The sequence below is a fragment of the Streptomyces roseoviridis genome (genome assembly GCF_039535235.1).
GTDB lineage: Bacteria > Actinomycetota > Actinomycetes > Streptomycetales > Streptomycetaceae > Streptomyces > Streptomyces roseoviridis.
Window position 1 is genome coordinate 3116798 of the sequence record NZ_BAAAWU010000001.1, and the last position, 25100, is coordinate 3141897.

Here is a 25100-nt window from a genome sequence, read left to right on the forward strand (position 1 = left end):
CCCACGGTCGTGGGGAGATCGTACGGCGGGCCGGGTCAACTCACCCCGTTTACAACGTCATTGGGACGCGGCGATGACGGATCCGTTGCGGGCCGCGTCGTAGCGCTCGCGGGCCTCCTGCACGGCGGCGAGGCGGTGCTCGCTCCAGCGGGCGAGCTCCCACACCTGCCGGGCGGCCTCGCGGCCGAGGTCGGTGAGGCTGTAGTCGACGCGCGGCGGGATGACGGGCTTGGCGTCGCGGTGCACGAAGCCGTCGCGCTCCAGGGTCTGGAGGGTCTGGGCGAGCATCTTCTCGGTGACGCCGCCGATCGCGCGGCGCAGCTCGCTGAAGCGGTAGGAGCGCTCCAGCAGGGCGGCGAGGATCAGCACGCCCCAGCGGCTGGTGACGTGCTCCAGGACGAGGCGCGAGGGGCACATCGGCTCGTTGACGTCGGGTTTCGGCTTGGAGGCCGGGACGGTCTTGCCACTTACTCCCATGGAAGTACCTTACTTAAAAGTGGGTACTTACGAAAGGTTAGCGCCCTCCGTATGGTGAGTGCATGGCCCGCCGACCGCCGGGCCGCCGCCACCAGAACCGGGAGCAGCACATGAGCATCGTCGTCACCGGAGCCACCGGCCGCCTCGGCCGCCTCGTCATCGACGCCCTCCTCACCTCCGTGCCCGCCGAGTCCGTCGCCGCCGTGGTCCGTGACAAGGACAAGGCGGCCGACCTCGCCGAGCGCGGGGTCGAGCTGCGGGTCGCCGACTACGACCGCCCCGAGACCCTGGCCGACGCCTTCGGCTCCGGCGACCGGGTGCTGCTGATCTCCGGCAACGAGGTCGGGCGACGGCTGCCCCAGCACGAGGCGGTCGTCACCGCCGCCAAGGCCGCCGGGGTCGCCCAGCTCGCGTACACCGGCATCCTCGGCGGACCCGAGGCCGACTTCGTCCTCGCCGATGAGCACAAGGCGACCGAGCGGGCGATCCTCGACTCCGGCCTGCCGTACACCTTCCTCCGCAACGGCTGGTACACCGAGAACTACACCGACAACCTCGCCCCCGTCCTCGCGCACGGCGCCGTCGTCTCCAACGCCGGCGAGGGCCGGGTCGCCTCCGCCGCCCGCGCCGACTACGCCGCCGCGGCCGCGGCCGTGCTCACCGGTCCGCTCGACGAGCACCTGGGGAAGGCGTACGAGCTGAGTGGGGACGTCTCGTGGTCCCTGGCCGAGTACGCGGCCGAGGTGGCCCGCCTGTCCGGCCGCGCGATCTCCTTCACGAACGTACCGGCCGAGACCCATCGGGAGATCCTCGTCGGCGCCGGTGTGCCGCGCCCGTTCGCCGAGATCCTGGTCGACGTGGACGAGGCCGTCGCGCGCGGCGCGCTCGCGGCCCGCGGTGACGACCTGTCCCGGCTGATCGGCCGTCCGACCACCCCGGTCGCCGAGACGATCGAAGCCGCCCTCGCCGCTTCCTGACCTGGGTCCCGCCTCCCCAGGGGGAAGTCAGGACCGTATGGCGATACGGGCATGACAGGTGGGCCTCCGCGGCGCTACCGTCGACAGGAGCGCGGCGCAGGGCCGGCAGGGCAGGAGGTCCGGTGAAGACGGAGCACGAGGCAAGAGCGGGGCTGTTCTACGGAATGGCCGCCTACGGCATCTGGGGTCTCTTCCCCCTCTACTGGCCGCTCCTCGAACCCGCCGGCGCGGTCGAGATCCTCGCCCACCGGATGGTCTGGTCGCTCGTCGTGGTCGGCCTCGCCCTCCTCGCGCTGCGCCGCTGGGGCTGGGTGCGCGAGCTGCTCGCCGATCCGCGCCGGCTCGGGCTGATCACCCTCGCCGCCGGCCTGATCACGGTGAACTGGGGCGTCTACATCTGGGCCGTCAACGCCGGCCACGTCGTGGAGTCCTCGCTCGGCTACTTCATCAACCCGCTCGTCAGCATCGCCCTCGGCGTGCTCGTCCTCAAGGAGCGGCTGCGCCCGGCGCAGTGGGCGGCGGTCGGCATCGCGGTCGCGGCGGTGGTCGTGCTCGCGGTCGGCTACGGACGCCTTCCCTGGATCTCGCTCGTGCTCGCGTGCAGCTTCGGCACCTACGGGCTGGTGAAGAAGAAGGTGAACATCGGCGGCCTGGAGTCGCTCGCCGCCGAGACGGCCGTCCAGTTCCTGCCCGCCCTCGGCTACCTCGTCTGGCTCGGCGCCCAGGGTGAGTCGACCTTCACCACCGAGGGCGCCGGGCACACCGCCCTGCTCGCGGCGACCGGCCTGGTGACGGCACTGCCGCTGGTCTGCTTCGGGGCCGCGGCGATCCGCGTACCGCTGTCGACCATCGGGCTGCTCCAGTACCTGGCGCCCGTCTTCCAGTTCCTCCTCGGCGTCCTGTACTTCCACGAGGCCATGCCGCCGGAGCGCTGGGCCGGTTTCTCCCTGGTGTGGCTGGCCCTGTCCATCCTCAGCTGGGACGCCCTGCGCACGGCGCGGCGCAGCCGGGCGGCCTTGGCCGCCGCGGCGGCCACGGCTCCGTCTCCGGCCGCGGCATCCGCATCGGCACCGGCTCCGGCAGCGGCAGCGGCACCGGCACCGGCGGACGCCGTGCCCGCCCGCGCGGTGCCCGGGGACGCGGCCGTTCCGGCGGCCGGACACCCCGGCGAGCAGAACGCCTCCGCCCCGCTTTCCACCCCATCGGCCCAGCCGGGACGCTGACCGCGCGCGAGGGCGACCGGGTCGGTGTTACGCAGGGAGTCCAGGGGCTCGCTCCCCGTGCGGGCCCGCCCCTCCTCCCGAGATGAGTGAACGCGCCATGTCGCAGCCCCTCGCCCTCTCGGTCGACTTCGGCAAGGGCTTCACGGACGCCTGGTCCGCGGTCGCCGAGTTCGTACCGAAATTCATCGGCTTCCTCGCGATCCTGCTCATCGGCTGGTTCGTGGCGAAGATCATCGCCCGGGTCGCCGACCGCCTGCTGCGGCGGGTCGGCTTCGAGCGGATGGCCGAACGCTCCGGTGCCGCGAACGCCCTGAAGGGCTCGAAGTACGACGCCAGCGGAATCATCGCCAAGATCCTCTACTACGCGATCCTGCTCATCGCGCTCCAGCTGGCCTTCGGGGTCTTCGGCCCCAACCCGGTCAGCGTCATGATCAACGGCATCGTCGCGTGGCTGCCCCGGGCGATCGTCGCCGTCGTCATCGTCGTCGTGGCGATGGCCATCGCCCGTGCCGTCCGGGACATCGTGACCGGCGCGCTCGGCCAGATGTCGTACGGCAAGGTCGTCGCGACGGCGGCCTGGGCCTTCATCGTCGCGCTCGGTGTGATCGCCGCGCTCAGCCAGGCCGGCATCGCCACCGCGATCACCGGCCCGGTCCTGACGGCTGTGCTCGCGATGATCGCCGGTGTGGTGATCGTCGGCGTCGGCGGCGGACTGATCACGCCGATGCGGTCCCGCTGGGAACGCTGGCTCGCGGCCGCCGAGTCGGAGACCGGCCGCGCCAAGGACCAGATCTCGGCGTACCAGCGCGGTCGTGAGGACGCCAAGCGCGGGATGCCGGCCCCGCAGGAGCGGATGGAGCCGATGGAGCGCCGCCCCGGGCAGCAGCAGATGCCGGGCCAGGAACCGCTCCCGGGCGAGGACCCCGGCCAGGGACCCGGCCGCCGGCCCCCGACGGACCCGATGTGACGAACGGCCGCGGGCCCGACGGGCCGGACGCCCTCCGGCCCCACGGGACGCAGGCCGACGGCTCCCAGGACTCCAGCGGCTCCGGCGGCTCCGGCAGCTCCAGCGGCTCCAGCGGCTCCGGCGGCTCCGGCAGCTCCAGCGGCTCCAGCGGCTCCGGCAGCTCCGGCAGCTCCGGCAGCTCCGACGGCTCCGGCAGCTCCGACGGCTCCGAGGGTCGCGACGGCTCCGGCGGCTCCGACGGCTCCGAGGACCCCGACGGCCCCGACGGCTCCGACGGCTCCGAGGACCCCGACGGCCCCGACGGCACGGACGCTCCGGCGCGGCTCACGCCGCCAGCAGGTCGTACTCCCGGATCAGCCAGCAGACGGCGGTCAGGCGCAGGGTCGCGAAGTCGTGGGCGACGGGCTCGACCCAGTCGACCTCGGCGAGCCAGTCGGTGAAGCCGAGCACGTAATCGGCGAGTTCCTCGCGGCGTACGGTCCGGGGCCGGGGGATCCGGTCGCGCGGGCCGCGCTGCGCGGGGATGAGCGCGTCACACACGGCCGCCGCGTGCTGATCGACGGCGGCCACCAGCCCCGGCTCGAAGGAGAACTCCGAGAGCCGGGGCATGTACGTGGCGGCGACACCGACCAGGGGGCAGTCGGGCGAATCGTTCATCCCTCCACATTAGGCGCGGAAAGCGCCGTCCAGACCGTGACCTTGGTCGCAGCTCCGGCCCCTCGCCGCCGGTCCGCACCGGCGCCTCCGGATGATCCGCGAGCCCCTGCGCCGGTCTCTCTCCCCCCATTTCCCTCCGCGCCCGCGTTCAGCTGAACACCGCCTCGACGAGGTTGCGCGTCGCCTTCTGGAACGGCTCGGCCAGGGACATGCCCGCGTCGTCGACGTAGTTCAGCGTCGCGGTCAGGGTCGTGCCGCCGTCGGGCGTGCCGTACATCAGTGCCGCGTGCCCCGCGATGCCGCCGTTGTGGGTGATGACGGTGGCGCCGCCCGCCGTCTCCTGGACGAACAGCCCGAGACCGTAACCCGCCTTGGGATGCGGGGTGCACATCTCCTTCAGCAGCGGCGCCGGGAGGAGCCGGCCGCCCAGGAGGGCGGAGAGGAACGTGTGGAGGTCCCGGGTGGTCGAGATCATGTCGCCGCCGCCGGAGATCCAGGTGGGGTTCTGGCGGGTGACGTCGACCGTGACCTCGTGGCCGCCCTCCTCCTCGTAGCGGTAGTACGCGTGGGCGTGCGGCTCGGGGACCTCCGGTGAGTCCTCGGGCACGACGGTGCCGGACAGGCCGAGCGGCCGGAGGACCCGTCGGTGCATCTCCTCGGCGAAGGGCCGCCCGGCGGCCCTCTCGACCAGCAGCCGGGCGAGGACGTAGTTGGTGTTGGAGTAGCTCCAGTCGGCGCCCGGGGCGAACTTCGCCGGCTGGGACAGGGCGAGGCGTACGAGTTCGTCGGGCCGGTGGGTGGCGAACCGGTTCTCCACCCATGCCCGGCCCTGCCAGGCGATGCCGGGGGTGACCGTCCCGTCCTCCTCGTACTCGCCGGTGAAGTTGAAGATCCCGCTGGTGTGCTGGAGCAGCATGCGCACCGTGACGCGGCGGTCCAGGCCGAACTCCGGCAGGAGGCCGGCCACCGGGTCGTCCAGCGCGACCGCGCCGTCCGCCGCCAGCCGCAGCACCAGCGCCGCGATGAAGGTCTTGGTGTTGCTGCCGATCCGGTGCCGTCCGTCGACCGGCGGGGCGGCGCTCCCGCCGAGCCTGGCAGCGCCCGCGCTCCCGGTCCATGCACCGTGCCGGTCGTGGACGCGGAGCGTCACCCCGGTGAAACCGGACTCGACGATCTCCTGGAGGGCCTTCCGCAGCTCGGGGCGGTCCCGGCGGCCGTCGGGGTGGTGGATGAGGGGCATCACGGTGCGCTCCTTGGGCCGAGAGGGGTGGAGGTGAGGGGCGGAGGGTGCGGGCGGAGGGGGAGGGGGGCGCGGCGCGGCGCGGCGGGAGGGCGGGTTCAGAGGCTGCGAGCGGTGATGTCGCCGTACGAGGTGGTCGCACGGACGCTCAGGCCGGCGGTGCCGTCGTTCTTCAGGGAGTTGTCGACGCGGCCGTAGCCGGTGCCGGCATCCAGGGAGGCGGAGACGCCGGCGGCGGCGCCGACGGTGATGTCGCCCTTGTCGGTGCGCAGGGAGACGGTGCCGCGCACGGCCTCGTCGATGTGGATGTCGCCGCGTGCGGTGCTGATCTCGGCCGGGCCGCCGAGCCTGCCGATGGCGATGTCGCCCTCGACCGCGGTGAGCCGTACGCTCGCTGCCTCGTCGATCTTGATGTGGTGGTACGCGCCCTCGAAGGCCAGGTCGCCGAGGCGCCCGACGCCGCGGAGCTCGGCGGCGGCGGCCTTGCCCTCGACGGTCGAGCCGGCGGGCAGCTGGACGGTGATCTCGACGGCTCCGGAGTCGCCGATGAGCCGGTTCTTCGGCTCGGGGGCCTCGATCCGCAGGACTCCGTCGGCGTAGCCGACCGCGATCCGCTCGGCGGCCTTCACGTCGCGGCTCTTCGAGGCGTCGGCGGGCAGGACCTCGACCGTGGTGTCGGCGCGGTCGGCGGCGATGAACCGGAGGCGCCCGGCGGGGAAGGCGAGGACGGCGGTGACGGGGGCGGGGGTGGGGAACGTCTGCATGAGGCTGCTCTCCTGTTGTCTTCCGTTGTCGGCGTTTCCGACAAGAGAAACGCTACGTTGCGTTCAAAGGTCTGGCAACAGACTCGTTGCGCTGTATCGGAGTAACCGCAGGTCAGCGCAGCAAATTCATTGCAATGTCGTGGTCGCTAATGCAACAGAACAACACCCGCTGATTGCAATGAATTGGGCGTGAACGCTATGCTGGGCGCGCACGGACCAGGAACCGGGGACCCGAGGACCGGGGACCGAGGACCAGGGACCAGGGACCAAGGACCGAAGAGCCAGGAGCACGAAGGAGACCGCGATGCCGGGAGGCAGACTCACCCAGGCCGAGCGCCAGCAGATCGCCCTGGGACTGGCCGACGGCCTCGCCTACGCGGAGATCGCCCGCCGCCTCGACCGTCCGACCTCGACGGTCACCCGGGAGGTGATGCGCAACGGCGGCCCCACCGCCTACCGAGCCGACCTCGCGCACCGCGCCACGGAACGCCGCGCCCAGCGGCGCAGGCAGGCCGCGCCCCGGGGGACCGAGGCGCCCCCGCAGGCACACGGGCGCGATCCCGAGGCCGTGCGCGAGTACGAGGAGCTGTTCACCACCGTCATGATGGCCTCGGGCATGCCCAAGATGATGGCGCGGGTGATGGCCTGCCTCACCCTCACCGACTCGGGCAGCCTCACCGCGGCCGAGCTCGTCCAGCGCCTCCAGGTCAGCCCGGCGTCCGTCTCCAAGGCGGTCACGTTCCTCGACAGCCAGGGCATGGTCCGCCGTGAGCGCGACGAACGGCGCCGCGAGCGCTACATCGTGGACGACGACATCTGGTACCGGTCGATGATGGCCAGCGCGAAGGCGATCGCCCAGGTCGTCGACACCGCCCGACAGGGCGTCGGCGTCCTCGGCGCCGGCACGCCGGCCGCCGTGCGCATGGAGAACGTCGCCCGCTTCCTCGACTTCGTCTCGGAGAACACGGCCCGCGCCGCCGAACAGGCCCGCGAGATCCTCCACACGAAGCCGGAACCGCCTGCCGCCGAGCAGGAACGGACGGCCCGGGACTGACAGTCGACGGTCGACGGCTGACGGCTGAGGGCTGACGACTGAGGACTGGCGGCTGGCGGCTGACGGGCGCGACCGAGAACTGGACGCTGACGAGCGAGGACTGATGGGCGCGACCGAGAACTGGCCGCTGACGAGCGAGGACTGATGGGCGCGACCGAGAACTGGCCGCTGACGGCCGACGGATGACGGGCGCGGCCGGGTGACGGCTGAGACCGGATGACGGCTGCGGCTGCGGCTGGGTGACGCTGCGCCTGGGGTTGTCGGCTGCGGCTGCGCCGCCGGCGGCTGGTCCTCGGCGGCGACGAGGCCGACCGGGGGTTGACGGCTTCGGCCTGATCCCCGACCCACCCCGGCGGTGTCAGCCGCCGGTCTCCGTCTGGGTACGGGCCCGGTGCGCCCGCACCTTGTGCCGGTTTCCGCACCGTTCCATGGAGCACCAACGGCGGCGGCCGGGACGCGAGGTGTCGGCGAAGAGCAGGGCGCAGTTGTCCGCGCCGCAGACGCGGATCCGGTCGGCGTACGGGCCGGTGAACAGCTTCACGGCGTCCCGGGCGACCGTCCCGAGCAGCCCGGTCCCGGTGGCGCCGGGTGCCCACGCGCGGGTGCCGTCGGGGGCGATCCGGGCCACCAACGGGGGCAGCGTGGCGGCCTCGTTGACGATGCGGAGGTCCCCGGGCGGCAGCGCCCCTCCCCCGGCGCGGGCGAGCCCGAGCCGCCACAGGGCGTCGCGGGTCTCGCGTACGGCGGCGAGCTCGGCCGGTGTGACGGCGAGCTCGCGGTCGAGGCCGTCCGGGGCGAGCCGGCAGTCGCGTACCCAGCCGAGCAGCCCCTCGACCCGGTCGAGCACCTCGTAGCGTGCGGCCACGGGCCCCGGGCCTCCCGTCAGCAGCAGTTCGAGACACAGGGCTCCGGCGTCGAACGTGAAGACGTGACCGTCGAGATGGCGCAGGGTCATGGGCTTCACGGTCATGTAACCAGTATAAAGAGTTACATGACCGCACCCACACCCGCACCCCTGCACTGGAAGCTCGTCGTCGACTCCTCGGACCCGCACGCCCAGGCCGCCTTCTGGGCCGCGGCCCTCGGCTACCGGCAGGAGGACCACAGCGCCTTCATCGGCCGCCTCCTCGACGCGGGCGCCGCTCCGCCGGAGGCCACTCTCACCGTCGACGGCCGGCTCGCCTGGCGCGACCTGGCCGCCGTTCGCCATCCCGAGGAGCCCTACGACCCGAACAGCGACGCCGGTCTCGGCCACCGCATCCTCTTCCAGCGCGTTCCCGAGCCGAAGACCGTCAAGAACCGCGTCCACCTCGACGTCCACGCCGCCCCGGGCGCCCGCGCCGCCGAGGTCGCCCGCCTGGAGGGGCTGGGCGCGACGGTGCTGCGCGAGGTGGCCGAGCAGGGCGGGTCGTGGACGGTGATGGCGGACCCTGAGGGCAACGAGTTCTGCGTGCAGTGAGCGGCGAGAGGCGCACGGGCCGCCGGGGCGCCAGGCTCCCGGCGCACGGGCCGCCGGGCGCCGCCCCCATGGACCCACGGGCCGCCGGGCCGCCAGGTCCCGGACCCATGGCGCACGGGCCGCCAGGCCCCGGACCCATGGCGCACGGGCCGCCAGGCCCCGGACCCATGGACCCACGGGCCGCCAGGTCCCGGACCCATCGGCACGCGGACTGCCCGGACTTGCGGGTCGGCGGCGCGCGGGCCCGTGGCTCGGAGCGGCCGTACCATCGGGCCGCATGGCCACCTTCGTGCACCTGACGCCCGCCGCCCTCACCGCCCGGATACGCCGCGATGGCGTGCGGGCCGCCGGCGGCCGGTCCGGGCGCGGGGTGTACCTGTTCCCGGTGCTCCCCTCGTACACGCTCACCCACCAGTGGCTGCGTGAGCTCGCGCGGCGGCCGGGGCCACGGGGTCTCGTCGCCGTGCACGTACGACTGCCCGACGACGAGCCCGTGACCGTCGGGCGCTACAGCGACCGCGAACCGGCCCGGACGACGGCGGCCGAGGCGGTCCGCCGGATCGGGGCGCTGGACGACGCCCGCGGCTGGGAGGTGTTCCTGCCGCGGGCGGTCGCGCGGGCCGAGGTGCGACGGGTACGGGCGGTCCGCCAGGTCACCGGCTGGCGCTACTTCCCCGACGCGCACGGGGTCGCACCCTGCACCTGCGACGGCTGCCGGGTGCGCGGCGAGTACGGCTCGCGCCGCCTGCGGTCCCGCCGCCCGCACCCCCTGGACGGCCCGCCGCCCTCGCCGCCGGTCCTGCTCGCCCGGCTGGAGCGGGCGATGGCCCGCGACGACACCACGGCCCTGCGCGAGACACTGGAGAGCTACGGACTCCGCCGCCGCGGCCCCCTCCCCCGCCTCACGCCGCTCGCCGCCCACCCGGACCCCACCGTCCGCACGGCCCTCGCGGCGGCGGTGGCCCGCTGGTCGACACCCGGAGTGGACGCCCTGCTGGGGGAGTTGGCGGCCGCCGCCGAATCCGACGTACGCCGCTCGGTGGCCGAACACCTCGCCTACCGCCCGACCCCTGAAGCGACCGCCCTCCTCGTGTCCCTGTCGACCGACCCCTCCCCCACGGTCCGCGAGGCGGTCGTCGAGGGCCTGGCCCACCGCGACGCGCCCGAAGCCGCCGCCGTCCTGGCCCGGCTGGCGGACGACCCGGACCCGGACGTGCGGGAGGCGGTGGAGATGTTCGCCGACTAGGGCCGGCCGGCTTCCTGCCCCATGCCGGCCGAGGGGCCCGCAAGAGAACCCGGCAGAAGTGGAACCGCTGAGGATGTGCGGACACTAACTGGTGTGGAGTTCCCCTTGAACGAACGGATCCGGTCCGGTGATCGGGCGGCCTTCGCCGAAATCTTCGACGCGCACGCCCGCGTCGTCTACGCCCATGCCGTCCGGACGACAGGCGACCGTGCTCTTGCCGAAGACGTCATGTCACTCACCTTTCTGGAAGCGTGGCGGTTACGCGACGGACTGGGCAACGAGGTCAGAAACGTCCGGGCGTGGCTCCTGGGCATCGCGACCAACGTGATGCGCAACACCGCCCGGGCGTCGCGCCGACACCGGGAGGCGATGTCCCGTCTGCCGCCGCCGGAGGCGTTACCCGACTTCTCGGACGAGGTGGTCGGGCAGATGGCTGACGCCCAGCGGCTGGCCGCCGTGGCCCGTGCGCTGCAACGCCTGAAGCGGACGGAACGCGAGGTCTTCACCCTGGTCGTCTGGAGTGACCTGGGGTACGCGGCGGCGGCTGAAGCGCTCGGGATCCCCGTCGGCACCGTACGCTCACGGCTCTCACGGGCCAGGGAGAAGCTGCGCAGGCTCGTGGAGGCGGAGCTGGCAGTACCTCCGCCGCGTGTGACGGAACCGGGGACCCGCAGCGGACACACAACGGATAGCGGGGCGGCCGCAGCCCGCGCTTCCCACAGGAGGGGGACACGATGAATCCGGAGCAGCGAGAACAGGCCGAGCGTGAGCAGGCGAGCCGGATCCTGCCGCCGACGCCCTACCCGCAACCGGCACCCGAACGCTTCGAGGCTCGCCGCCGGCACCTGCTGAGCGAGGTCGACCTGCAGACACGAGCCCGCTCCTCCCACCCGGCCCCGCGACGGAGGAGGCGCATCGTTCTGGTCCTGGGCACGGCAGTGACCGCCGGCGCGATCGCCGCCGTTCTCGGTCTCGGCTCCGGAACCACCGGCGCTCCGCCCGGCCTGCCGCCCGCCTCGGCGGCGTCGGTGCAGCTGTTGGAGAGGGCTGCTCTGGCCGCCGGTACGGCGGCGCCGTCGAAGGTACGCACAGGGCAGTACACGTACGTCAAGACGGTCGGGCACACGTCGGTGCTGTCCGAGAACAAGGACGGCCGGACGGAGCTCCTTCGTCAGAACGAGGGCATGGAGCAGTGGACATCGGTGGACGGCAGCGAGCGCACGCTTCAGCGGAAGAACGGCAAGGACACCTTGCTGCCGCACACTCCGGGCGGAGGAAACCTGAACGCGCCCACGTACGACTTCCTCGCCGCACTGCCGACCGATCCCGAGGCTCTGCTGAAGCAGATCCGCGACGACGCCGAGAAGAATCACGGCGCCGGTTCGGACTCCACGACGGGCCCGGACCACGAGGCCTTCGTGACGATCGGTGACCTACTGCGCAACGGGGTCACTCCCCCCGCGACCGCTGCTGCTCTCTACCGCGCCGCTGCTCTCATCCCCGGGGTCGATGTCGCCCCGGACGCCGTGGACGCCGCAGGACGCCACGGCGTCGCTGTCGCCCGCGTACACGACGGCGAACGCACCGAGTGGATCTTCGACAAGAGCACAGCCCGCCTGCTCGGCGAGCGCACGGTCCTCCTCGAGGACAACGCCTGGGGCAAGGCCGGTACCACCGTCACCTCCGTCGCCGTCATCAACAGGGGCATCGTCGACAAGGCGGGGCAGATCCCTTAAGGACCTCGTCGCGGCTTCTTCGTGCCGTAGGGCCGGACGACAGTCACGCTTCGTCACCGCCCCGTGCGCCTTGGCGGTGAGCGCGGCAACCGCCACGGCGGCGCTGGAGTCCTCCGACTCGCCCAAGACCGGATTCGCCACGTCGGCCAAGGAGACCCAGCCGCAGCAGCCGCGGCCCCGGACCATCTCGCTCCGGGGCCGCGCACCGAGCCCCTGCCTCCTGCCCCGGGCCCGCCCTTCACGGCGCCACCCACGCCTCCGTCTCGTACGCGCGGTGCAGCAGGCGCAGGAAGTCCGGGGCCGGCGGCAGGGAGGCGGGGCCCAGGCGGTGGACCGGGATGCCCGGGGTCCAGGAGTTCATGACGGCGGCGCCCGCGAGGGCGGGCAGGGCGGCCGGGGTGATCGGGGCCGTGCGCTGGGGGACGCCCAGGGCGGCGAGGCGGCGGCGGACGGCGGACATGGTCGTGCCGGTCAGCATCGCGGCCTCGGGCCACAGCACCGAAGTGCCGTCCCAGAACACCAGATTCCAGATCGTGGCCTCGCTCAGCCGCCCCTCGCCGTCCAGGAACGCGGCGTCGTCGAAGCCGTCGGCGACCGCGCGCCGCAGCAGGAGCGTCTTGGCGACCTCGCCGACGTGCTTCACCTCCGGCAGCACCCGCTCGTGCGGGACGACCGCCAGGGCGAGCGGCCCCTCGGGCCCGGTGGCGGGCGGCCCGGTGCGGACGAGGAGGCGCGGGGCGGCACAGGGATGGGCGCGGGCGGTGAACTCGCCCTCCGGAGAGTGGACGGTGACCGTCACCGAGACGTCCGCGGGACCCGCCGCCAGCGCCGCCCGCAGCCGTCCCCGCACCTCCTCGTCGGGCACGGCCCGCCCGAAGAGGGTCAGCGACGCCCCGCGCAGACGCTCCAGGTGCAGGTCCAGGCCCCGGATCCGCCCGCCCCGTACCTGGGCGGCGGTGAAGTGCGCGTAACCCGCGAAGGCGAGCGGCGCCAGGTCGGCGGCGGTGGCGGGGCGGCCGTCCAGTTCGGCGACGTACGGCGAAGGGGTCGGTGGGGAATCAGCGCTCATGCGGCGGACGTTAAGCCCTGACACCGGTGGAAAGGTCAAGGTCCGCAGCGGGCGAGGAGGCGGAGTTGCTGATCGGCGAGTTGTCACGGCGTACGGGCGTCAGCGCGCGGTCCCTGCGCTACTACGAGGCCCAGGGCCTGCTCACCGCCCGGCGGGGCGCCAACGGCTACCGGGAGTACGACGAGGACGCGGTCCTCACCGTGCGCCAGGTGCGCGCCCTGCTCCGTGCCGGACTCTCCACGGACGTGATCCGTGACGTGCTGCCGTGCGCCCGCGGCGAGCGCCCGGAGATCGACCTGTGCGTCGACCTCCGGGAGGTCCTGGGGCAGGAGCTGATGGTCAAGGACGAGCGGATCGACGACCTGCGGCGCGAGCGCGACGCCCTCGCCGGCTACCTCGGGTCCGCCGGGCGCCGCACCTCGTAGTGGAAGCAGCCGTACTCCACGGCCCGTACGTGCACGAGGACGACCGCCGGGTCCGCGAACGCCTCGGCGAACGCCCGGTCGAAGCCTTCGGTCGGCTCCTCCGGGATCTCCAGGAGCCGGCCGCCCACGATCCACCCGCGCTCGTCGTAACGGCGCAGGGTGCGCAGGGCGCCCGGCCGGTCGAAGGGGTACGCCACCGGGTCCGCGTCCGGTCCGGCGCAGTCCCCGGCCTCGGCGTGGATGAACACGGGCCCCTGCTCGTCGTACGCCCCCGGCTGCGCGCCGGTCTCCCACGCCCAGCGGCGCAGCGGCGCGTACGAGACGAGGGCGACCCGCTCGCCTTCCTCCAGCGGCCGCAGGCAGCAGCGCAACGGGCTCCCGACCGGGTCTCCGGTCGCCGTGAACGGTGCGCAGGGCCGCCCGGCGTCGTCGGTCCGGCGGAGCTCGGCGAGGGCGGCGGGCGGGATGGGCCGTGCGGTGTAGGTGGTGGTCATACGGTCAGCCTCGCGCGGGCGCGCGGCAGTGGCTGGCGTTTTCCGGACCTCGCGCTCGCCGCACGCCGGCCGCGCCTCAGAGGCGGCGCAGCACCTGCGCCTGGGCGCGTTCCACCGAAGCCCGGCCGTGCACGTGGACGAGGGCCAGGTGGAAGAGGGAGGGGGCGACGGGGGCCCAGCTGTGCAGGCGCTCGGGGTCGAGCAGGAAGCGGGTGACGTCGGCGGTGCGGAAGGGCACGTACTCGATCCGCTGGTGCTCCCAGCGGTCGGCCACGCCTCGGCTCATCCGCTCGCGTAGGCCCGCACCGGTCATCTCCTTCAGGCGGGCGTAGAAGTGGGCGCACCACTGGCGCCGTTCGACGTCGAGGGCGAAGGCCAGCAGCTCCAGCGTGTACTCGTGCGGTTCGATGGACAGTTCCTCGCGCATCCCGCGGCGGGCGACGGCGTGCAGGTCGGGGGCGTTGCGGCCGGCGGAGTCTATGTGCCGGGCCAGGCCCTCGTTGACGGAGGAGTTCCACACCCCGGATCCGGTCCGCACCCGGTCGCTGCGGCGGGTGACGACGAGGAGGTGATCGGCGGTGACGACGGCGACGTTGGCGCCGAAGCTGCACTGGAGGAACGCGGGCGCGGCGAGCGGGTCGGCCGGGTCGAGCCAGCGCCCGCGGGGCGTCGTGCCGTCGGGGAAGCGGCGGTCGAGCTGCTGGGCGGCGAGGAAGGTGTAGTAGTCGGTGGGGCGCAGCCTGAGGTGGACCTCGGGCCGCTCGTCGAGGGCGGTACGGGAGACGTCCAGCGACTCGACCGCGTACCGGGGCCCGTTCCAGACGGGCGCCCGCTCGCCGCTGTCCGCGGCGCGGGTCTCCTCCGCCTCGATCTCGTCCCGCCAGCCCGTCATCTCCTCGGGCAGCCGCACCTCCTCCTCCAGCACCTGCACGTGCACGGACTCCGGGGCGATGGCCCGGTCGCCGTCACCCTCAACGAGTAGCGCGGAGGTCTGCAGCGGTCCGAGCGAGAACGTCGACCAGGCGACCGGCCCGCCGTCCCGGTCGCGCCGGTACGTGAGGCTGCGCACCGCCCCGGCCGACCGCCGCCGGATCCGGAACCACAGGTCCTGGGTCCACTGCTGGAACAGGGTCGCGAACACCACGCCCAGGATCGCGCCGACGATGCCGTTGCCGAGGTCTATGTCCACGCGGAGCAGCCTAAGACAGCGCAGAACGCCGCGCGTTCGGCCCTGCTCGCCGGACGCGTGCGCCACGTACCCGGCCCGGGCGCCCCGGCCGAAGGCGAGGCGGGGGCCGTCGCTGTTCTTGGAGTCACGGACGTGGACGGTGCCGGGGGTGGCCCGCGCTACGCGACCCGTAAGGACTTCTTCTTCGGCGAGGACGTCACCCTCGCCGACGGGACGATCTCCACCGACGGCCCGCCCCGCTATCCGCAGCCGGAGGCTTCACTTTCATCTCATTGCAACGATCACACGGCTGCCATTGCATTCAGCTACAGGTGGGTTGCAACACTTTCACGGCAATGACCAGCACATATGGGCGCCTGGCGTCACACGGTGCGTTGCCAGCTCTGTAAACGCAATGTAGCTTCCTCCTCATTCACAGATTCGCGAACAAAGAATGGGCGGGGACACACATGAGCGGCAACACCACCACCGGCTTCTCCCGGGCCGGACTGCGCAGGATCCGTGACGTGCTCGCGCGGCACGTCGACTCCGGGAAGATCCCCGGGGTCGTCGCCCTCGTCTCCCGTGGCGACGAGACGCACGTCGAGGCGATGGGCACCATGCGGCACGACGGCGGCCCGGCGATGAGCCGGGACACGCTCTTCCGGATGGCGTCGACGTCCAAGCCGGTCGGCGCATCCGCCGCGATGGTCCTGCTCGACGAGTGCCGCCTGCGCCTCGACGACCCGGTGGACCCGTGGCTGCCGGAGCTCGCCGACCGGCAGGTGCTGCGGCGGGTGGACGGGCCGCTGGACGACACCGTGCCGGCGCGGCGGCCCCTCACCGTACGGGACGTGCTGACCTCCACGTTCGGGCTCGGGATGGACCTGACCTCGCTCGGCACGCCGATCATGAACGCGGTCTTCGAGCAGGGGCTCACGCCCAATCTGCCGGAGCCGATGCCCGAGCCGGACGAGTGGATGCGCCGCCTCGGCACGCTGCCGCTGATGCACCAGCCCGGCGAGCGCTGGCAGTACCACATCGCCAGCGATCTCCTCGGCGTCCTCGTCGCCCGGGTCTCCGGGCAGTCGTACGAGTCGTTCCTGCGCGAGCGCGTCTTCGAGCCCCTGGGCATGAAGGACACCGGCTTCCACGTGCCGGAGGACAAGATCGACCGGCTGCCTCCCCTCTACGCCCCCGACCCGCGGACCGGCGAGTTCCACGTCTGGGACGAGGCGGAGGGCGGCCGCCACAGCGCGCCGCCGGTGTTCCAGGGCGGGGGCGGCGGGCTGGTCTCCACCGCCGACGACTACCACGCCTACTTCCGCATGCTGCTGAACCAGGGCGTGCATGGCGGCGAGCGGATCCTCTCCCGGCCGGCCGTCCGGCTGATGACCACCAACCGACTCTCCCCGGAACAGCAGGCCGCCCGGCACGCCATGGCCGTCGACAACGTCCACATCTCCTTCGGGCAGGGGCAGCACGGCGGCTGGGGCATCGGGATGGCGGTGCGCACCTATCGCGGCGACTACGCGCCCCTCGGTCAGTTCGGCTGGGACGGCGGAAGCGGAACCTCCACCTACGCCGACCCGGAGAACGGGCTCACCGGCATCCTGCTCACCCAGGTCGGCACGTCCGTCCCGGACCCGGCGCGGCTCTTCCACGACTTCTGGACCACGGTCTACCAGGCCATCGACGACTGAAAACAGCGGACATCGTGGCCCGTTCGGTCAGGAGCGTTCGCTGGGCGAACACTCCTGACCGAATTCTGCTCTTGACGTCGAGTCAAACTCTCACTGAACATTCGTCACACAAAGCGCAGCCATTGGCCGCGCTCGCACAACCAGCCGCACAGCTCGACACACCGTTCGACACGTAGTTCGCCACGCAGATCGACACGAAGTGCGACACGCAGTTCGTCGCACAGCTCGCCCCGCACAGCTCCAACGCCTCGCGCCACCCACGACGCGAGGCGCTCGTACGTTCCGTCCCATCCCCAGTTCGGAATCCGGAGCCCCCACATGAAACTCTCCGTGAGACTGTCCGCCTTCGCGGGCGCCTCGGCACTCGTGCTCGGCGCCTTCGCGGGCGCCGCACCGGCCACCGCGGCGCCGGCGGCCGCCACCTCGGGCACCGCCGCCGCGCCCGACATCTCCTTGACCAACGTCAAGCAGCACCTGACCGACCTCCAGTCGATCGCCACGAACAACGGCGGCAACCGCGCCCACGGCCGGCCCGGCTACAAGGCGTCCATCGACTTCGTGAAGGCCAAGCTGGACGCCGCCGGGTACACCACCGCGATCCAGCAGTTCTCGTACAACGGCACCACCGGCTACAACCTGATCGCCGACTGGCCGGGCGGCGACCCGAACCAGGTGATCATGGCCGGTTCGCATCTCGACTCGGTCAGCTCGGGCCCGGGCATCAACGACAACGGCTCCGGCTCGGCCGCGATACTCGAGACGGCCCTCGCCGTCGCCCGGGCCGGGTACCAGCCCACCAAGCACCTGCGCTTCGGCTGGTGGGGCGCGGAGGAGCTCGGTCTCGTCGGCTCCAAGTACTACGTCAACAACCTGCCGACGACCGAGCGCTCGAAGCTCAAGGGCTACCTGAACTTCGACATGATCGGCTCGCCGAACCCGGGCTACTTCGTCTACGACGACGACCCGGTGATCGAGAAGACCTTCAAGGACTACTTCGCCGGCCTCGGCGTGCCGACCGAGATCGAGACCGAGGGCGACGGCCGCTCCGACCACGCCTCGTTCAAGAACGTGGGCATCCCCGTCGGCGGTCTGTTCACCGGCGCGAGCCGGACGAAGACCTCCGCCCAGGTGCAGAAGTGGGGCGGCACCACCACGGCCTTCGACCGCTGCTACCACTCGTCCTGCGACACCACGTCGAACATCAACGACACCGCCCTGGACCGCAACAGCGACGCCGTCGCCCACGCGGTCTGGAACCTGTCGGCCGGTACGACGACCCCGCCGCCCGGCAAGGTCTTCGAGAACACCGCGGACGTCTCCATCCCGGACAACGGCGCCGCCGTCTCGACCTCGGTCACCGTCTCCGGCATCACCGGCAACGCGCCGAGCAGCCTCGCGGTCGGCGTGGACATCGTCCACCCCTACAAGGGTGACCTGGTCGTCGACCTGATCGCGCCCGACGGCTCGGTCTACAACCTGCACAACCGGTCGGGCGGCAGCGCGGACAACATCGTCCAGACCTTCACGGTCAACGCCTCCACCGAGGTCGCCAACGGCACCTGGCAGCTGCGCGCCCAGGACCGGGCCTCGGCCGACGTCGGCTACATCAGCGGCTTCAAGCTGACCTTCCCGTAACGCCTGGGGCCGCAGGAAGGTCCCGCACAGAACTCCCGGGCGGGTCGGTGACGATCGCCCCGACCCGCCCGGGGTCCCAACCCCGTTCCTACTTGCCGGAGTTCGCCGCGTTCACGAGCGCGTCCGGCGTCACCGCGCCGACGTAGACCTTGCCGTCGTCCGTCATCAGCGCGTTGACCAGCTTCGTCTTGAAGACGGTGCCGGAGCCGAACTTCCCGCTGACCTTGTCGCCGAAGGAGTCCAGGAAGCCCTGGACCTCCTTCGGCGCCTCGTCCGTCTTGGGGGCCGGGGCGCCGGTGTCCAGCTTCGCGATGGCGGTCCAGCCCTCGCCGATGACGTTCAGGCCCTGGCCGTCCTTGCCGCCCTTGCCGCCCTCGGCGCCCATGTCGCCGAACAGCCCTTCCAGGCCCGGGGGAAGCTCGCCGTGCTTCCCGGACGCCGTCCCGTCGGTCGCCTCGTCGGCCGCCTCGTCCGCCGCGCCCTCCGTCACCTTCGCGCCCTTGGGGGCCTTGAAGTCGAAGGTCGAGGCGTCCGGCTTGCCGAAGTCCACCTTGGTGAAGCCGGCGTCGACGACCGGCTTGCCGCCACTGGTCGAGTCGAGGGTGAACTTCAGCGGAGTGCCGGTGGCCGAGTCCACCGCGATCTTGACGGACTCGATCGTCGAGCCGGACTGCTTGGGCTTGATCACCAGCTGGTACGCGTCGCGGCCGGCCACCTTCGCGGTGCCGCCGACGGTGATCGAGGTGGTGTCGCCCGCGGCCTTCAGGACCTCGTCGGCGAGCTCCTTCGGGGTGCCGGGGAGCTCCTTCTCGGGCGTGCCAGCCGGGCCGTCCGCCTTCTCGTGGAAGACCTCGTTCGACTTGCTGTCGTACGCCCAGACGTCGGCGCCGTTGTGGATCAGGCTGTACTCGTCCGAGCCGTCGAGCAGCGTCAGCTTCTGCCGGTCGGGGCCGTCGGCCGCCACGCGCAGCGTGTGCGTGCCGGAGGCCAGCTCCGTGAGCCTGGCCGACGGGTCGGCGGAGGCCGAAGCCCCGCCCGACGGGATCAGGCCCGCGAAGGACGGCAGGCCCAGGTCGGTGCTGATCTTGAACGTGCCGGACAGCGTCTGCGTGTCCGAGGCGGCGATCTTCTCGATGAGCTGCTGCGCGGTGATCTCCGACAGGTCCGGGTCACCGGACGCCGCCAGGGCCGGGACGAGCCCGATGGTGGCCGCGGCGACACCCGCCACCGCGACGGGGACGACGTAACGGCTCGCCTTGCGACGGGTTTCGTTCGTTGCCATGGTCTGCGCTACCTCCGTGGTCGATGCCTCCATCTCACCAAGGCGGCACCGCGAAGTCGTCAGCCCCGGGGCTCAACCTGTCGTACGCCTAGGGGATGACCCGACCCTGGTGACCCCTAGCCCGCGCGGTGCGACGGTGCCGCCCCCTACTCCGCGCGCTCCGGCCAGACCGGGCCCTGCTCCGTCCAGACGACGCCCTTGTTGCGGCAGAGGCAGAAGGGGTGGCCGATGGGGTCGGTGAAGACGCGCCAGCCGTAGCCCTCGGGGCCGATGAAGTCCCGCTGCAGGGTCGCGCCGAGGTCGAGGACGCGGCGCTGTTCCGCGTCGACGTCGTCGACCTCGAAGTCGAGGTGGAACTGCTTGGGGTGCTCGCCGTCGGGCCACTGCGGGGCGCGGTAGTCGTCCACCCGGATGAAGGCCAGCTCGATCTCGCCGAGCTGGATGCCGGCCCAGGACTCGTCGCTGCCCTTCTTGACCGGCAGCCCCAGCACGTCTGAGTAGAAGGCCGCCAGCTTCATCGTGTCCGGGCAGTCGATGATGAAGTCGGTAAGTCGCAGCATCCCGCGATCTTGTCACAGGATCACGTGGGCCGGAGGGGAATTCTGGCCTAGCCGGCGCGGTGCACCACCGCGTCGCACAGTTCCTCCAGGGCCGCCTTCGCGTAGCCGCCGGGCAGCGGGGCCAGCATGGCGCGGGCCTCCTCCGCGTAGCGGAGGGTGTCGCGGCGGGCCTGCTCCAGGGCCGGGTGGAGGCGCAGGCGGCGCAGGGCCTCGGCGTGGCGGGCGTCGTCGGTGAGGTCGCCGTCGACGAGGGCGAGGAGCTCCAGGTCCTCCGGGCGGCCGTGGGCGGCCGCGGCGGCCCGCAGGTAGAGGACGGGCAGGGTGGGGACGCCCTCGCGGAGGTCGGTGCCGGGGGTCTTGCCGGACTCGTGGGAGTCGGAGGCGATGTCGAGGACGTCGTCGGCCAGCTGGAAGGCGACGCCGAGCCGCTCGCCGTACTGGGTGAGGATGTCGACGACGCTCTCGTCGGCGCCGGCCATCATCGCGCCGAAGCGGCAGGACACGGCGACGAGCGAGCCCGTCTTGCCGGCGAGGACGTCGAGATAATGGGCGACCGGGTCGCGGCCCTCCTGGGGGCCGGCCGTCTCCAGGATCTGGCCGGTGACGAGCCGTTCGAACGCCTCCGACTGGATCCGGACGGCCTCCGGTCCCAGGTCCGCGAGCGTGTGCGAGGCGCGGGCGAAGAGGAAGTCACCCGTGAGGACGGCGAGCGAGTTGCCCCAGCGGGTGTTCGCACTGGGCACCCCGCGCCGTACGGTCGCCTCGTCCATGACGTCGTCGTGGTAGAGCGTGGCCAGGTGGGTGAGCTCGACGACCACGGCCGAGGGCACGACACCCGGCGCGTACGGGTCGCCGAACTGCGCGGCGAGCATCACCAGCAGCGGCCGGAACCGCTTGCCGCCGGCGAGCACCAGGTGCTGGGCGGCCTCCGTGATGAACGGCACGTCGCTCTTGGTGGCGTCGAGGAGGCCGGCCTCCACGGCGGCCAAACCGGTCTGGACATCGGCTTCGAGAGCCTGGTCCCGCACGCTAAGACCGAACGGCCCGACGACGGTCACGAGGGGATCTCCTGTCTGCTGACGCCTGCTGACGCTGCCTGTCGCTGTCTGACGCTGCCTGTCGTGGCCGGACCGGACGCCGTCGATCACTCGGATTGTCGATGTGTCGGTCCATTCACTCAAGCCAGCGTATCCGGTCACGTTTCGATCACCGTGGGCGCCTTCCCGTCACCCCCGGTATGTTCGTGATCAGCTCATATGACCATTGATAAGCGTTTTGTCCCGAACGTCGATCGACGCGGCGGCCAGCGAGGTGACCCCATGCCGAGGATCCGTACCGACTTCCCGTACGAGACCCGCCACGAGGACCTCCGCATCCCGGTACCCGACGGAACCCTGCTCCACGCGCGCGCGTGGAGGCCGCTGACGGACGAGCCTGTGCCCGCCCTCCTGGAGTACGCGCCCCACCGCCTCACCGACGCGACCGCGCCCCGCGACCGGCAGCGCCACCCCTGGTACGCGGGCCACGGCTACGCCTCCGTACGGGTCGACGTGCGCGGCCACGGGAACAGCGGGGGCCTGTCGGGCGACGCGTACGACCCGACCGAGCTCGCCGACGGCGCGGCCGTCGTGGACTGGCTGGCCCGCCGGCCGTGGTGCACGGGCCGGGTCGGGATGTTCGGCATCGGCTGGGGCGGCTCGAACGCGCTCCGGATCGCCGCGCTCGCCCCCGAGCCGCTGAAGGCGGTCGTCACCGTCGGCGCCACGGACGACCGCTACGACGACGACGTCCACTACCGGGGCGGCTCCGTCCTCGCCGCCGGCCTGCCGAGCAGGGCCGCGACGCTGCTCGCCTTCGTCTGCCGGCCGCCCGACCCGCACCACGCGGGCGAGCGGTGGCGCGAGCTGTGGCGGGAGCGTCTGGAGGCGGTGGAACCGCTCGTCCACACCTGGCTCGCCCACCAGACCCGCGACGCCTACTGGCGGCTCGGGAGCCTGCGCGAGGACCCCTCCGCGATCGGGGCCGCCGTGCTCGCCGTGAGCGGCTGGCACGAACCGTACCGGGACACCGTGCTGCGGCTGGTCGAGCACCTGCCCGCGGACCGCGTGCGGGGCGTCATCGGCCCCTGGCCGCACCAGTACCCGGACCGCGGCCTGCCGCCCGGCCCGGCGATCGGCTTCCTCCAGGAGACCCTGCGCTGGTGGGACCACCACCTGAAGGGCGTCGAGAACGGTGTCATGGACGAGCCGCTGCTGCGGTCCTGGATCAGCGCGTCGCATCCGCCGGCCACGGTGTACGAGGAGCTGCCGGGCCGCTGGGTCGCCGACCCCGCCTGGCCGTCCCCGCACGTCACCCCCGTCCCGTACGGCCTCCGGGGCGACCCGGTGCTCGTCGCCTCACCGCCGTGGACCGGCCTGGACGCGGGCGCCCTCGTCCCGCGCGGCAACGACGCCGACCTGCCGCCCGACCAGCGCGCCGAGGACGCCCACTCGGCCTGCTTCGACTTCCCCGTGCCCGCGGACGGTCCGGCGATCGAGATCCTGGGCCGGCCCGCCGCGCACCTCCGCCTGACGGCGCACGCCCCGAGCGGCCAGGTGATCGCCCGCCTCTGCGACGTCGCCCCGGACGGCTCCTCCACCCTCGTGACCCGGGGCGTGCTCGACCTCTCCCGGGCCGTCGGGGCGCTGACCGGCCGGACGGAGTCGTACGCCGTCGAGCTGTACGGCACCGGGCACGCCTTCGCGCCCGGCCACCGGGTCCGGCTCGCCGTCTCCTCCGCGTACTGGCCCTGGGTCTGGCCCCGGCCCGACTCAGCAGGGTTCACCCTGGACCCGGCCGGCTCCTCCCTCACCCTGCCGGTCCGCGCCCCGGCCCCAGACGCCGAGACCGCCGCCGTCACGTTCGAGGAGCCCGAGCAGTCCGAGCCGCTCGGCGCCGGGGTTCCGGGCACCCTGGAGGAGCCGCGCCCGGAGCGACTCGTGGTCCGGGACGTCGCCAGGGGCGAGTGGCGGCTGGAGGTGGACCCCCGCCACGGCGGCACCCGGGTCTTCCCGGACGGCCTGGAGTACACCGAGGAGGCCCTGGACACGTACACGATCGACGCGTCCGGCCCGCTGTCCGCCCGGACGCGCTCCGACCGGACGATCCGGCTGCACCGCCCGGAAATGGCCTGGGACGTGACGATCGATACGAGATCGGAGATCTCGTGCGACGCGGATGCGTTCCTCACCTCCGACGAGGTGATCTGCACGGAGGGCGAGGAGATCGTTTTCCACCGGACGTGGGAAAAACGCATCCCGCGCACGACGGGGTGAATTCCCCCTCGCTCTTCGGGTGTACGGAAAGCGAACGGGCCCGCATTCCGTGACGGAATGCGGGCCCTTCAGCGCGCTGCGTCATCCCACGCGCTATCAGGCGCGTTATCAGGCGTCCGCGCCGGCCTTGCGACGACGCACGACGACCATCGCACCGGCACCGAGCACCACGGCCGCGCCGGCCGCGAGGGCGATCGACGTCGTGGCCGAGCCCGCACCGGTGTTGGCCAGGTTGCCACCGGTGGTGGAGCCGGTGGTGCCACCCGTCACGGCAGTGTTGGACTGGCCGCCCTGCGGGGAGGTGTTGCCGTTGCCGCCGGTGGAACCGGTGCCGGGCTTGGTGGGCTTGCCGGGCTTGACGATGCCGAACTCCGCGTAGGAGCCCTCCTCGTCCGAGCCGCAGGAGCCGTCCTTGTTGACATAGCCAGCAGCGCCGAACAGGAAGCCGTCACCCGCCGGGGCCTTGGCGCCCACGGTGACCTTCAGCTTGACGTCGAAGGACTTGCCCGGCTTGAGGGAGGAGAGGCTGGAGAAGTCGTCGCCCACGCCGAGCGTCTGCCACTTCGGGCTGGTCGCGGAGGACCAGGCAAGCGTGAGGTGCTTGCTGGTGTCCTCGCTGATGTCGAAGACCTCGGCGTAGCCCCCGACCTCGCCGAGTTCGGTCTTGCCCTTGTTCGTGATGCGGAAGGTGAAGACGCCGCTGGTGCCGGCGGTGACCTTCTTCGGGCCGGTGATGGAGGTGACGAGGTTCTTGTCGTCCTTGCAGTCGACGTCCTCGCCCGGCAGCTCCTCAAGCGCCTCGTCGAGGGCCTTCTTCGCGGCGTCGAGGGCGGCGGCGGCGTCCTTCTTGGCCTTCTTGGCGCTGTTGAGCACCGTGAAGGCGGCGACGGAGGCGTCGTCGTACGTCTTCTGCGCCGTCTTGGCCTCGGCGGCCTTCGTCTCGGCGGTGGTCTTGGCGGTGTCCGCCACGGCCTGGGCGTCGGTGACGGCCTTCTCGGCCTCGGTCTTCTTCTCCGCCGGGGCGTCGGCGGGCAGCTCGGCCAGGGCCTTCTTGGCGTCGGCCAGCTTCTGGTCGGCGAGCACCTTGGCGGCAGCGGCCTCCTCGGACGCCTTCTGGGCGTCGGCGGCGGCCTTCTTCAGCGGGTGGTCGGCCTTGTCGAGTGCCTCGACGGCCTCCAGCGCCTTCGCCTCGGCGATGACCGCCGCGTCGTACGCGGCCTGCGCCTTGGTGACGGCGCGGCGCAGGTCCTCGACGGTCTGGTTCTGGTCCTGCGTCTGGGCGGGCGCGGCCGGCTTCGTGTCGGCGAACGCCGGCGCGGCGGAAAGGAGGACGACCGGCGTGGTCACGGCGGCGGCCACGGCGGTCGCGAGAATACGGCGGATCTTCAAGGTGGACCTTTTTCTGGTCGGACGAAGATGAAAAGCGGAAACGGAGTTGTGGGGCCACGCCAGCGGATACCTCACGCGGCGCGGCGCACCGCGATCGTATGACCGGGATAAGGGCCCGGAATAGCGGGATCGGCGAGTGCACCTCACGTGCCCCACCCCTCAGCGCCTTCACAGCGGTCACAAAACCCGTGAACTCGGACAGTTGCCCACGGAGGCCGCACTTTCTGTGTGACACATGTCATCCGCGCCTCGGCGGGGGCC

Annotated in this window: 24 protein-coding genes and 1 pseudogene; 12 read left to right on the forward strand and 13 right to left on the reverse strand. The window is 72.4% G+C overall.

Translation table 11 applies throughout. The features are described from left to right. Positions 1-57: 57 nt before the first annotated feature. Positions 58-477: a winged helix-turn-helix transcriptional regulator gene (locus ABD954_RS14000; protein WP_345486351.1), complete on the reverse strand. Its 420-nt coding sequence runs from the start codon at positions 475-477 to the stop codon at positions 58-60. A gap of 110 nt (positions 478-587) precedes the next feature. Here ABD954_RS14000 and ABD954_RS14005 point away from each other — a divergent pair, with 110 nt between their 5' ends. The 3 genes from ABD954_RS14005 to ABD954_RS14015 all read left to right on the forward strand — a co-directional run bounded on the left by ABD954_RS14005 (position 588) and on the right by ABD954_RS14015 (position 3644). After that, the gene (locus ABD954_RS14005; RefSeq protein ID WP_345492158.1) at positions 588-1454 is read left to right on the forward strand and encodes an SDR family oxidoreductase; all 867 of its coding nucleotides are present in this window, start codon (positions 588-590) and stop codon (positions 1452-1454) included. A 122-nt stretch (positions 1455-1576) separates the two neighbouring features. Beyond that, the gene (rarD, locus tag ABD954_RS14010) at positions 1577-2677 is read left to right on the forward strand and encodes an EamA family transporter RarD (RefSeq protein WP_345486353.1); all 1101 of its coding nucleotides are present in this window, start codon (positions 1577-1579) and stop codon (positions 2675-2677) included. Between the two features lie 97 nt (positions 2678-2774). Continuing rightward, a complete protein-coding gene (locus ABD954_RS14015) occupies positions 2775-3644 on the forward strand; it encodes a mechanosensitive ion channel family protein (protein WP_345492160.1) in 870 nt (289 codons plus the stop codon). A 324-nt stretch (positions 3645-3968) separates the two neighbouring features. Here the strand turns inward: ABD954_RS14015 and ABD954_RS14020 are convergent, their stop codons facing one another. The 3 genes from ABD954_RS14020 to ABD954_RS14030 form a co-directional block, all read right to left on the reverse strand. Then, positions 3969-4301, reverse strand: a complete 333-nt coding sequence (locus tag ABD954_RS14020) for a DUF6401 family natural product biosynthesis protein (protein WP_345486355.1) — start codon at positions 4299-4301, stop codon at positions 3969-3971. Between the two features lie 148 nt (positions 4302-4449). Next, a complete protein-coding gene (locus ABD954_RS14025; protein ID WP_345492162.1) occupies positions 4450-5541 on the reverse strand; it encodes a serine hydrolase domain-containing protein in 1092 nt (363 codons plus the stop codon). A 98-nt stretch (positions 5542-5639) separates the two neighbouring features. Continuing rightward, positions 5640-6305 carry a DUF4097 family beta strand repeat-containing protein gene (locus ABD954_RS14030; RefSeq protein ID WP_345486357.1) on the reverse strand — a complete coding sequence of 222 codons (666 nt, stop codon included), beginning with the start codon at positions 6303-6305 and terminating at the stop codon, positions 5640-5642. A 304-nt stretch (positions 6306-6609) separates the two neighbouring features. On the opposite strand from ABD954_RS14030, the gene ABD954_RS14035 reads away from it, so the two are divergent. Beyond that, positions 6610-7359, forward strand: coding sequence for a GbsR/MarR family transcriptional regulator (locus tag ABD954_RS14035; protein ID WP_345486358.1), 750 nt, complete (start codon positions 6610-6612; stop codon positions 7357-7359). Positions 7360-7717: 358 nt separating this feature from the next. Here ABD954_RS14035 and ABD954_RS14040 read toward each other — a convergent pair whose 3' ends face one another. Next, positions 7718-8329 (reverse strand): CGNR zinc finger domain-containing protein, encoded by a 612-nt coding sequence (locus tag ABD954_RS14040; RefSeq protein WP_345486359.1) that lies wholly within the window; start codon positions 8327-8329, stop codon positions 7718-7720. A 21-nt stretch (positions 8330-8350) separates the two neighbouring features. Between ABD954_RS14040 and ABD954_RS14045 the strand changes: the two genes are divergently transcribed. The 4 genes from ABD954_RS14045 to ABD954_RS14060 all read left to right on the forward strand — a co-directional run bounded on the left by ABD954_RS14045 (position 8351) and on the right by ABD954_RS14060 (position 11800). Continuing rightward, positions 8351-8818 carry a VOC family protein gene (locus tag ABD954_RS14045; protein ID WP_345486360.1) on the forward strand — a complete coding sequence of 156 codons (468 nt, stop codon included), beginning with the start codon at positions 8351-8353 and terminating at the stop codon, positions 8816-8818. 277 nt (positions 8819-9095) lie between these two features. Then, positions 9096-10064 (forward strand): HEAT repeat domain-containing protein, encoded by a 969-nt coding sequence (locus ABD954_RS14050; protein WP_345486361.1) that lies wholly within the window; start codon positions 9096-9098, stop codon positions 10062-10064. Positions 10065-10157: 93 nt separating this feature from the next. After that, positions 10158-10802 carry an RNA polymerase sigma factor gene (locus ABD954_RS14055; protein WP_345486362.1) on the forward strand — a complete coding sequence of 215 codons (645 nt, stop codon included), beginning with the start codon at positions 10158-10160 and terminating at the stop codon, positions 10800-10802. Next, positions 10799-11800 (forward strand): CU044_5270 family protein, encoded by a 1002-nt coding sequence (locus tag ABD954_RS14060; protein ID WP_345486363.1) that lies wholly within the window; start codon positions 10799-10801, stop codon positions 11798-11800. Before ABD954_RS14055 ends, ABD954_RS14060 begins: the two co-directional genes overlap by 4 nt. Positions 11801-12038: 238 nt before the next feature. On the opposite strand, the gene ABD954_RS14065 is transcribed toward ABD954_RS14060, so the two are convergent. After that, entirely contained in the window at positions 12039-12869 is an 831-nt protein-coding gene (locus ABD954_RS14065; protein ID WP_345486364.1) for an aminotransferase class IV family protein, read from the reverse strand. A 65-nt stretch (positions 12870-12934) separates the two neighbouring features. Between ABD954_RS14065 and ABD954_RS14070 the strand changes: the two genes are divergently transcribed. Further along, positions 12935-13294, forward strand: a complete 360-nt coding sequence (locus ABD954_RS14070) for a MerR family transcriptional regulator (protein WP_345486365.1) — start codon at positions 12935-12937, stop codon at positions 13292-13294. Here the strand turns inward: ABD954_RS14070 and ABD954_RS14075 are convergent. From ABD954_RS14075 to ABD954_RS14085, 3 genes and pseudogenes are all read right to left on the reverse strand, one after another. Beyond that, positions 13261-13788, reverse strand: coding sequence for a DUF1203 domain-containing protein (locus ABD954_RS14075; protein WP_345486366.1), 528 nt, complete (start codon positions 13786-13788; stop codon positions 13261-13263). The two genes, ABD954_RS14070 and ABD954_RS14075, sit on opposite strands and share 34 nt — an antisense overlap. 76 nt (positions 13789-13864) lie before the next feature. Beyond that, positions 13865-14977, reverse strand: coding sequence for a hypothetical protein (locus ABD954_RS14080; RefSeq protein ID WP_345486367.1), 1113 nt, complete (start codon positions 14975-14977; stop codon positions 13865-13867). Positions 14978-15025: 48 nt separating this feature from the next. Next, positions 15026-15127 (reverse strand): annotated as a pseudogene (locus ABD954_RS14085) (DUF397 domain-containing protein); the annotation flags it as partial. Between the two features lie 299 nt (positions 15128-15426). On the opposite strand from ABD954_RS14085, the gene ABD954_RS14095 reads away from it, so the two are divergent. Both ABD954_RS14095 and ABD954_RS14100 read left to right on the forward strand, forming a co-directional pair. Further along, positions 15427-16659 (forward strand): serine hydrolase domain-containing protein, encoded by a 1233-nt coding sequence (locus tag ABD954_RS14095; protein ID WP_345486368.1) that lies wholly within the window; start codon positions 15427-15429, stop codon positions 16657-16659. Positions 16660-16977: 318 nt separating this feature from the next. Next, the gene (locus ABD954_RS14100; protein ID WP_345486369.1) at positions 16978-18294 is read left to right on the forward strand and encodes a M28 family metallopeptidase; all 1317 of its coding nucleotides are present in this window, start codon (positions 16978-16980) and stop codon (positions 18292-18294) included. An 88-nt stretch (positions 18295-18382) separates the two neighbouring features. Here ABD954_RS14100 and ABD954_RS14105 read toward each other — a convergent pair whose 3' ends face one another. The 3 genes from ABD954_RS14105 to ABD954_RS14115 all read right to left on the reverse strand — a co-directional run bounded on the left by ABD954_RS14105 (position 18383) and on the right by ABD954_RS14115 (position 21194). Next, positions 18383-19576, reverse strand: coding sequence for a LolA family protein (locus ABD954_RS14105; protein ID WP_345486370.1), 1194 nt, complete (start codon positions 19574-19576; stop codon positions 18383-18385). Between the two features lie 146 nt (positions 19577-19722). Beyond that, a complete protein-coding gene (locus ABD954_RS14110) occupies positions 19723-20136 on the reverse strand; it encodes a VOC family protein (protein ID WP_345486371.1) in 414 nt (137 codons plus the stop codon). A 47-nt stretch (positions 20137-20183) separates the two neighbouring features. Next, complete coding sequence (locus tag ABD954_RS14115; protein WP_345486372.1) at positions 20184-21194, reverse strand: polyprenyl synthetase family protein; 1011 nt, start codon at positions 21192-21194, stop codon at positions 20184-20186. Between the two features lie 261 nt (positions 21195-21455). On the opposite strand from ABD954_RS14115, the gene ABD954_RS14120 reads away from it, so the two are divergent. After that, a complete protein-coding gene (locus ABD954_RS14120) occupies positions 21456-23450 on the forward strand; it encodes a CocE/NonD family hydrolase (protein ID WP_345486373.1) in 1995 nt (664 codons plus the stop codon). A gap of 108 nt (positions 23451-23558) precedes the next feature. On the opposite strand, the gene ABD954_RS14125 is transcribed toward ABD954_RS14120, so the two are convergent. Further along, positions 23559-24839, reverse strand: a complete 1281-nt coding sequence (locus tag ABD954_RS14125) for an LPXTG cell wall anchor domain-containing protein (RefSeq protein WP_345486374.1) — start codon at positions 24837-24839, stop codon at positions 23559-23561. Between the last annotated feature and the right edge of the window lie 261 nt (positions 24840-25100).

What these genes read in the sequence shown, in the direction of transcription:
- ABD954_RS14000 (WP_345486351.1), bottom strand. Translation starts at nt 477, where the DNA reads ATGGGAGTAAGTGGCAAGACCGTCCCGGCCTCCAAGCCGAAACCCGAC.
- ABD954_RS14005 (WP_345492158.1), top strand. Translation starts at nt 588, where the DNA reads ATGAGCATCGTCGTCACCGGAGCCACCGGCCGCCTCGGCCGCCTCGTC.
- ABD954_RS14015 (WP_345492160.1), top strand. Translation starts at nt 2,775, where the DNA reads ATGTCGCAGCCCCTCGCCCTCTCGGTCGACTTCGGCAAGGGCTTCACG.
- ABD954_RS14020 (WP_345486355.1), bottom strand. Translation starts at nt 4,301, where the DNA reads ATGAACGATTCGCCCGACTGCCCCCTGGTCGGTGTCGCCGCCACGTAC.
- ABD954_RS14025 (WP_345492162.1), bottom strand. Translation starts at nt 5,541, where the DNA reads ATGCCCCTCATCCACCACCCCGACGGCCGCCGGGACCGCCCCGAGCTG.
- ABD954_RS14030 (WP_345486357.1), bottom strand. Translation starts at nt 6,305, where the DNA reads ATGCAGACGTTCCCCACCCCCGCCCCCGTCACCGCCGTCCTCGCCTTC.
- ABD954_RS14035 (WP_345486358.1), top strand. Translation starts at nt 6,610, where the DNA reads ATGCCGGGAGGCAGACTCACCCAGGCCGAGCGCCAGCAGATCGCCCTG.
- ABD954_RS14040 (WP_345486359.1), bottom strand. Translation starts at nt 8,329, where the DNA reads ATGACCGTGAAGCCCATGACCCTGCGCCATCTCGACGGTCACGTCTTC.
- ABD954_RS14045 (WP_345486360.1), top strand. Translation starts at nt 8,351, where the DNA reads ATGACCGCACCCACACCCGCACCCCTGCACTGGAAGCTCGTCGTCGAC.
- ABD954_RS14050 (WP_345486361.1), top strand. Translation starts at nt 9,096, where the DNA reads ATGGCCACCTTCGTGCACCTGACGCCCGCCGCCCTCACCGCCCGGATA.
- ABD954_RS14060 (WP_345486363.1), top strand. Translation starts at nt 10,799, where the DNA reads ATGAATCCGGAGCAGCGAGAACAGGCCGAGCGTGAGCAGGCGAGCCGG.
- ABD954_RS14065 (WP_345486364.1), bottom strand. Translation starts at nt 12,869, where the DNA reads ATGAGCGCTGATTCCCCACCGACCCCTTCGCCGTACGTCGCCGAACTG.
- ABD954_RS14075 (WP_345486366.1), bottom strand. Translation starts at nt 13,788, where the DNA reads ATGACCACCACCTACACCGCACGGCCCATCCCGCCCGCCGCCCTCGCC.
- ABD954_RS14095 (WP_345486368.1), top strand. Translation starts at nt 15,427, where the DNA reads ATGAGCGGCAACACCACCACCGGCTTCTCCCGGGCCGGACTGCGCAGG.
- ABD954_RS14100 (WP_345486369.1), top strand. Translation starts at nt 16,978, where the DNA reads ATGAAACTCTCCGTGAGACTGTCCGCCTTCGCGGGCGCCTCGGCACTC.
- ABD954_RS14105 (WP_345486370.1), bottom strand. Translation starts at nt 19,576, where the DNA reads ATGGCAACGAACGAAACCCGTCGCAAGGCGAGCCGTTACGTCGTCCCC.
- ABD954_RS14110 (WP_345486371.1), bottom strand. Translation starts at nt 20,136, where the DNA reads ATGCTGCGACTTACCGACTTCATCATCGACTGCCCGGACACGATGAAG.
- ABD954_RS14120 (WP_345486373.1), top strand. Translation starts at nt 21,456, where the DNA reads ATGCCGAGGATCCGTACCGACTTCCCGTACGAGACCCGCCACGAGGAC.